This is a genomic window from Micromonospora sp. NPDC004704 (assembly GCF_053601675.1).
Genome location: NZ_JBSGCD010000056.1, coordinates 21,437 through 27,900, shown reverse-complemented (window position 1 = coordinate 27,900; position 6,464 = coordinate 21,437). Strand labels below are relative to the sequence as shown.

Here is a 6,464-nt window from a genome sequence, read left to right as displayed (position 1 = left end):
AGTCGATGAGCTGCCCAAACGGTGATCCTAGTTAGCCCTATGTAACTGTCGTGAGTTAGGCCCAACGATCATCATGGTTGGGCATGCCTGACGATAGTTACATAGGTGTCGAACATTTTCTCTCCGTAGCAATCACGATGAATCAGATGAATGGCTTCGAGTCGACTCGCGGTCGAGCCTGGCGGCTGGGTCGCCGTGGCGCCACCGTCCGTACGCGACCTGTGGACAACTCGGCGGCCGGTGGATAAAGACCTGATCAAGCGCGGATGTGCTATGTCGAGATAACGTCATGCCCGTGGAACCGGATGTGCTCGGCGCAGCGTACGAGAGCCAGACGATCGATCTCGGGCACGACGACGAGGGCGCGGTACAGGCCACGCTCGTCCGCCGCCGCGCCGGGCGGCCCACCGGTCGCGCGGTCCTCTACCTGCACGGATTCGCGGACTACTTCTTCCAGGCGCACCTGGCCGACTTCTTCGTCGAACGCGGTTGGGACTTCTACGCACTCGACCTGCGCAAGTACGGCCGCAGCCTGCTCCCGCACCAGACGCCCAACTTCTGCCGCGACCTGACCGAGTACTTCCCCGAACTCGACGCCGCCGCCGACATCATCCGGGAGCAGGACGGCAACCACACCCTCCTGGTCAACGGACACTCGACCGGCGGCCTGCTCGCGGCCCTCTGGACACACGCGAGACGCGACACCCCGCTGATCGACGGGTTGTTCCTCAACAGCCCGTTCTTCGACCTCAACGCGCCATGGCTGGCCCGCAGACCGCTCGCCGCCGCAGTCGCCCAGCTGGCCCGGCGGATGCCGTACCTGGTCATCCCGCTCGCTCTGTCCCCGGTGTACGGCCAGAGCCTGCACACCGAGCACCGTGGCGAGTGGACCTACGACCTGGCCTGGAAGCCGCTCGGCGGTTTCCCGGTCCGGGCCGGCTGGCTGGCCGCGATCCGTCGCGCCCAGCGGCAGGTGCAGCGCGGGCTCGCCATCTCCGTACCGGTGCTGCTCGCCTCCTCGACGCGGAGCTACCGGGGTGCGACCTGGCACGAGTCGGCGACGCTCGCGGACACCGTGCTCAACGTGGCGGACATGGCCCGGTGGGCGCCGATGCTGGGGCGGCACGTGACCCTGGTCCGATTCGACGGCGGCCTGCACGACCTGACCCTGTCCGGCCCGGCCGTACGCGAGCAGGTCTTCACCGAGTTGGATCGGTGGGTCGGCGCCTTCCTCGACCGAACTCCCCCGGCTGCGGAGAGTCCGACCAGCGCACCACCGGCCCGGACTCCGTAGCCGGCTCCTCATCGGGCTCCGGCTGCTCCACCCGGTCCGGCGTCCGGTACGGCGCGGGCTCCTGCTCCTCCACCCCCGGCTGGTACGGCGCCCGGCCGGGCTCCCGGTACCCCGTCGGCCCCGGCGCCTGGTAACCCCGCCGATCCTGCCCGTCATACCCCCGCCGGTCCGCCGCCTGGGGCAACTCCTCGTACCCCCGCCGGTCCGGCACCTGGGGTCCCTGCTCGTAGACCCGCCGGTCCGGCACCTGGGGCCGGTCCTCGAAGACCCGCCGGTCCAGGGGCTGGTCGCGTTCGTCGGGTGAGCGCAGAGCCGGCTGCTCGCCGGTCCGCCACGAACCCGGGCGGTCCCCGCCCCGTCGCGGCCCCGGTCGGTCCACCGGCGGCCGGGAGATCGGCCGCGTCACCGGCTGCTCCGCCTGCGGCTGCGGCTGCGGAACGGGCTGCTCCGGGCCCCGGCGCAGTCCCGGCCGTTCCGCCGGTGAAGCGGACACCGGGCGTTCCGATGGTGACTGGTACGGCGGCGGCCAGGTCGGCTGCTGGCCCACCCGACGGGCCGGGCCGGCTGCCGGTGCGGCCGGGTGGAACGGGAGCCACATCCCCTGCCGCCAGACCAGCAGGTCACGGCTGAGCGGATGCGGGTCACCGGCGAAGAAGACCCGATCCACCGCCCGGCGGGCCTTCTCCCGGCCCGGTCGGGACTGTGAGCCGGTGACGATCACCACGTCCCGGGCCGGTACACCGATCACCAGTTCACCGGGTACGGACTGCTGGAGGTCATTCCAGAACTCGTCGACCAGCATCACGCTGGATTCCAGGCCGTCGAAGGAGAGCAGCAGCGCCGGCGGCTGGCCGGAGATCCGCAACCGGTTCATCGCCAGGTCGAGGTTCTGCATCGCCGTACGCCGAAGGGCCCGCCGGCCGACCCCGCTCCGCTCCAGGTCCGCCCAGGTCACCAGGCGCTCACCGTACGGTGGGCCGAACGAGTAGGCGATGCCGATGTCGTCGGAGAACTCGTCGAGCAGCGTGTCTCCGCCGAGCTGCTCGTCGGCGGTCGACACAAGCAGCGGCAAAAACTGGGTGCTCGTCACCTGCACCCGTGAAAACCTAGTATGTGCTGGCCGGGCCGGCGACCCCCCGTCCAGCCGGACACTCGTCCGGCAGCGCGGGTACCCTTCTCGCGCGCGTATTACAGCAGGCGCTCGTAGCTCAGCGGATAGAGCAGGGGACTTCTAATCCCAAGGTCGTAGGTTCGATCCCTACCGGGCGCACCACGTAACAGCAGCTCAGAGCGGTTATTCACGGGACGGGACGGCGACCGGGCCTGTCCCCGCGACGCGGTGTCGCAGCGGTTCCAGTTTCTCGGTGAGGGCTCCGGACTCGATCGGCAGCCAGGCGGAGCCACCGACCTCGTCGGCCTGGAGCCTCAGCCGCGGGGATTCGGCGACCGTGAAGGCGTACCGCAGGTCGAAGTGCCAGTGTTCGGGTTCACACCTGGCCGCGTTCGCCGGGAACCGGTGTACGCCGATGTCGACCGGGAGCGGGTCCAGAATCGCCAGGGCACCCGCCTCGATCCCGGTTTCCTCCTCGACCTCACGCAGCGCGGCGCCGAGCAGGGTGGTGTCGCCCGGCTCCAGGTGTCCGCCGGGGCAGAGCCAGCGGTTGAGCACGTTGTGGTGGATGTGCAGTGCCCGCCAGTCGGCGTCGAGCACCATCGCGGAGCAGGTCACGTGGCCGGTGAAGGTCGACCGGGCGGTGATCGCCGTACCCGCGTCGAGGGCGGCCCACAGCGGGGCGAGCCGGGCCCGCTCGGTGCCGTACCGGTCGAGGTATGCCTCGACGGTGCCGACCACCTCAGCCAGGTTGATCATCGGCGTACCCCTGCCTGCTCGGAGCGGATCGTATGCCGGGAACCTACCGGGACCGGAGCACCACGTCCTTGCTCAGGCCCGCCCAGCCGGTGGCGCGGGCCTGCGTGATGGTGTCCCGCAGCCCGTCGAGGTCGACGGGGTGTTCCACCCCGGCCCGGATGATGTTGACCGCGAAGTGGTCGCAGAGGAATTCCAGCAGTTCGTCGTCCGCGTGCATCACCTCGCAGATGCCGGCGACCTGGCGCCCGCGCAGCAGTCCGGCCATTCCTTCCAACGCCGCCAGTTCGTGCCCCTCGACGTCGATCTTGAACAACAGCGAGTCGTCGGGGTCGAGGGTGATCCGCTCGTCCAGCCGGAAGCAGTCCACCGACACACCCCGGTCGCTCCGGAGGCGCAACGAGGAGACCCCGGAGTGCTTGTGGAAGTTCAGCCGGGCGGTTCCGGACTCGTCGCTGGCGGCGCCCTCGTGCAGCACGATGTCCGGGTAGTCCGCACCGCTGTGCCGGACCGTCTCGCGCAGCCGGTGGAGCACGGCGGGGTTCGGCTCGACCAGGTGGAGTTGGCGCAGCCGCTGGTGGTAGCGGGTGGAGAAGGCCACCTCGCCGTAGTTGGCGCCGATGTCCAGTGCCACGGTGGGGCGGAGTTCCTCGGCCAGCCGGCGCCAGGTGGCGACCGCGCTCCGGTCGAGGTTTCCGTGGTACATCGCGAGGAGTACGCCCCGGATGTCGGTGGGATCGGCGTGCATCCGTACGCCGATCTCGTTGCGGAAGGCGCCGGATCTCGCCCGCAGCGCCGTACGCTGCGCGACGATGCGTACCCGCTGCCCGCCGGAGATGTGGAACGCCTGTCGTAGGACCGATCGGAAGGTGGCCACGCCCGCCTCCTCGCTGCTCAAACCTGCAACCTGGAGCACGCGTACGGAGTACGGCGCCCTCACCGCAACGAGACAGGTAGCGGGAAGGTGACGCGGTGTCGTGTATCGATCAGTCACAGGGCGAACGGAGGGCGGCGGGAGATCGGTCAGTCGATCGGTTTCGCCGGCTCGGCCGGGGTGTGGAAGGGGGTCGAGGAGCGGCTCCCCCGCCGACGTTCCTCCCGCTTGGCCCGCTGTTCGGCGCTGTACCGCTTGCGTGCCGCGAGGTCGCGTTTCCAGCCTTCGCGGGCCTCGGCGGTGGTGCCCTGGACCGCGTTCTCCACCGTCGGTGGCCCGAGGATCTTGAACAGGAAGTCGAACATCCGATCCTGCCCGGCCACGCGCCCGAAGAACGATCGCTTCGACCCGGATCCACCCACGTCAACCACACTCCCGCCGTCGAGACCAAATATTTTGTACGCCAACAGTTTGCACACCAATTATTAGCCCGGCAAGAGGCGGGGACTGTGATCTGGGAGCGTGTTTCCCGGTCAGTCCGTGGCCGTATCGGCGACGCCCCGGGTAGCGGCGATCAGGCGGGTCAGGGACCCGTGCAGTTGCTGCAGTTCGTCGAGTTCCATCCCGAGCCGTTCGACCACCGCGGGCGGGATCAGCTCCGCCTGCGCCCGCAGCGCCCGCCCGGACTCGGTCAACACCACCGCGAGCGCACGCTCGTCCTGCGGATCCCGGTGCCGCCGGATCAGGCCGTTCGCCTCCAGCCGCTTCAGCAGCGGGGACAGCGTGCCGGGATCGAGCTGCAACAGTTGGCTGAGCGCCTTGACCGACAGCGGCGTGGTCTGCCACAGCGCCAGCATCACCAGGTACTGCGGGTGGGTCAGTCCCATCGGCTCGAGCAACGGCCGGTAGAGGGCCACCACGTTGCGGGACGCGACGGAGAGCGCGAAACAGACCTGCCGCTCCAGTGCGAGCGGGTCGATCGGATCCTGCCCGTCGTCCATCTCCGTCTCCCCGCTCGCTCGCCCGGTCCCGGTTTCCGGTGCCACCGATGTCGGGGCGAAGGCTACCGGGCGTGACCAGGGCACCGACACCACACCGCCGACCGGGTACGGATACCCGGCCGGCGGTGTGACGTGGTGCGGTTCGCTCAGGCCGGGAAGCCGTACCGCGTAGCGTGCTCGGGGTCGGCCGGGTCGATCTGGCGGATGCCCTCGTCGGCCAGCCGCTTGTTGATCTCGTCCAGGTGCTCGCGGACGAGTTGCGCCTCTTCCTCGGTGGTCCTGCCCCGGTGCGGCTTGCCCGCGTGCTCCAGCGTGGCGTAGTCGAGCCGGTCGGCGGCGGTCTTCTTGGCCGCCCGCGCCGGCTTGATCCGTTCCGCCGTCTTGAGCAACTGCGCCATCGGTACGTCGGTCGCCAGCGCGTCGAACTCGCTGGCGGTGAGCACCACCCGGCGCGGCTCACCGCCACCGTGGCTGTCGTAGATCTCGACGACGGCGACGTCCAGCGACGCGTCGTCGATGCTCTCCACCTCGACCGACCTGGCCTCCAACTGCACGGGTCCGGCCACCAGGTCGGGGTGTTCCAGGACAACGACGCGAACCACCTCGTCGTCGGACTGGAGGACCTTGCCACTGAAGTCGGAGACGTGAACGGTCTTTCTACCCATGCGTGAAACTTCTCCTGTCCGGGGGTACTGCCAGGGCCAGAAGACGAAGTTACCCGACAGGTGTGCGAACGACGGGGTAGGGCCGGTGTGTCGCCGTACCCGGTCCGGTCAGCCCGCCCCCGACGTTCCCGGCAGCGCCTCCAGCTCGGCGAGTTCGGCGTTCCTGGCCTTCTCCAGGCCGGCGGCGACGGCCTTGACCCGGTCGTCACCACCCGACGTCTGCTCCGAACGGGACACCACCGCGCTCTGGGCCAGGTGCTCCCGGATCAGGGTGACCGCGCGGGCACCGAACTCGGCCGGCGGCGCCTGCTTGAGGTCGGCGAGCCGCAGCTCGGTGACCATGCCGGGCATCTGGTGGCCCTCGTGGATGTTCTCCTCGGGCACGCCCCCGGCGGCCAGCAGCGACCGCATCTCGCCCACCTCGGCCCGGTGGGTCGCGGCGAGACGCCCGGCCAGGTCCCGCAGCGCCGGTGTGGCCGCCTCGCTCGTGCCGAGGTACGAGAAGAACACCAGCGCGCTGTCGTTCATCGGGATCAACAGTTGGAGGTACGCGACATCGGTCCCGTTCAGGACGATCGGCGCCGCTGTCGCCGCCGGTTCGTTCGCCTTCGCCCGGGACCCGTCCCGCCCCCAGCCCTGCACCAGCACCACGGCCAGCGCCGTCGCGACCAGGATCGCGACGGCGCCGACGAGTCGCCAGTTCCGGGTTCGGGCGGCGGTTGCGACACCCACACCGGTCATCAGCTCAGTACCCACTTCCGCG

8 protein-coding genes and 1 tRNA gene are annotated in these 6,464 nt (G+C 69.8%); 2 read left to right on the top strand and 7 right to left on the bottom strand.

Annotated elements, in window-relative coordinates; genetic code table 11:
- Window positions 1–295: 295 nt before the first annotated feature.
- Window positions 296–1,294 carry an alpha/beta hydrolase gene (locus tag ACWEFB_RS36620; protein WP_452292835.1) on the top strand — a complete coding sequence of 333 codons (999 nt, stop codon included), beginning with the start codon at window positions 296–298 and terminating at the stop codon, window positions 1,292–1,294.
- Here ACWEFB_RS36620 and ACWEFB_RS36615 read toward each other — a convergent pair.
- Entirely contained in the window at window positions 1,200–2,390 is a 1,191-nt protein-coding gene (locus ACWEFB_RS36615) for a DUF1444 family protein (RefSeq protein WP_452292834.1), read from the bottom strand. The two genes, ACWEFB_RS36620 and ACWEFB_RS36615, sit on opposite strands and share 95 nt — an antisense overlap.
- Window positions 2,391–2,491: 101 nt before the next feature.
- Between ACWEFB_RS36615 and ACWEFB_RS36610 the strand changes: the two genes are divergently transcribed.
- Window positions 2,492–2,567, top strand: a tRNA-Arg gene (locus ACWEFB_RS36610).
- Window positions 2,568–2,588: 21 nt separating this feature from the next.
- Here ACWEFB_RS36610 and ACWEFB_RS36605 read toward each other — a convergent pair.
- The 6 genes from ACWEFB_RS36605 to ACWEFB_RS36580 all read right to left on the bottom strand — a co-directional run bounded on the left by ACWEFB_RS36605 (window position 2,589) and on the right by ACWEFB_RS36580 (window position 6,457).
- Window positions 2,589–3,164 (bottom strand): NUDIX hydrolase, encoded by a 576-nt coding sequence (locus ACWEFB_RS36605; RefSeq protein WP_452292833.1) that lies wholly within the window; start codon window positions 3,162–3,164, stop codon window positions 2,589–2,591.
- A gap of 43 nt (window positions 3,165–3,207) precedes the next feature.
- Window positions 3,208–4,038 carry an FkbM family methyltransferase gene (locus tag ACWEFB_RS36600; protein WP_452292832.1) on the bottom strand — a complete coding sequence of 277 codons (831 nt, stop codon included), beginning with the start codon at window positions 4,036–4,038 and terminating at the stop codon, window positions 3,208–3,210.
- A 146-nt stretch (window positions 4,039–4,184) separates the two neighbouring features.
- Entirely contained in the window at window positions 4,185–4,400 is a 216-nt protein-coding gene (locus ACWEFB_RS36595; RefSeq protein WP_452292831.1) for a hypothetical protein, read from the bottom strand.
- A 168-nt stretch (window positions 4,401–4,568) separates the two neighbouring features.
- On the bottom strand, window positions 4,569–5,036 hold the full coding sequence (locus tag ACWEFB_RS36590) for a MarR family winged helix-turn-helix transcriptional regulator (RefSeq protein ID WP_452292830.1): 468 nt from the start codon (window positions 5,034–5,036) through the stop codon (window positions 4,569–4,571).
- Between the two features lie 146 nt (window positions 5,037–5,182).
- Window positions 5,183–5,701: a hypothetical protein gene (locus tag ACWEFB_RS36585; protein WP_452292829.1), complete on the bottom strand. Its 519-nt coding sequence runs from the start codon at window positions 5,699–5,701 to the stop codon at window positions 5,183–5,185.
- 108 nt (window positions 5,702–5,809) lie between these two features.
- The gene (locus ACWEFB_RS36580; RefSeq protein WP_452292828.1) at window positions 5,810–6,457 is read right to left on the bottom strand and encodes a DUF305 domain-containing protein; all 648 of its coding nucleotides are present in this window, start codon (window positions 6,455–6,457) and stop codon (window positions 5,810–5,812) included.
- Window positions 6,458–6,464: the final 7 nt, after the last annotated feature.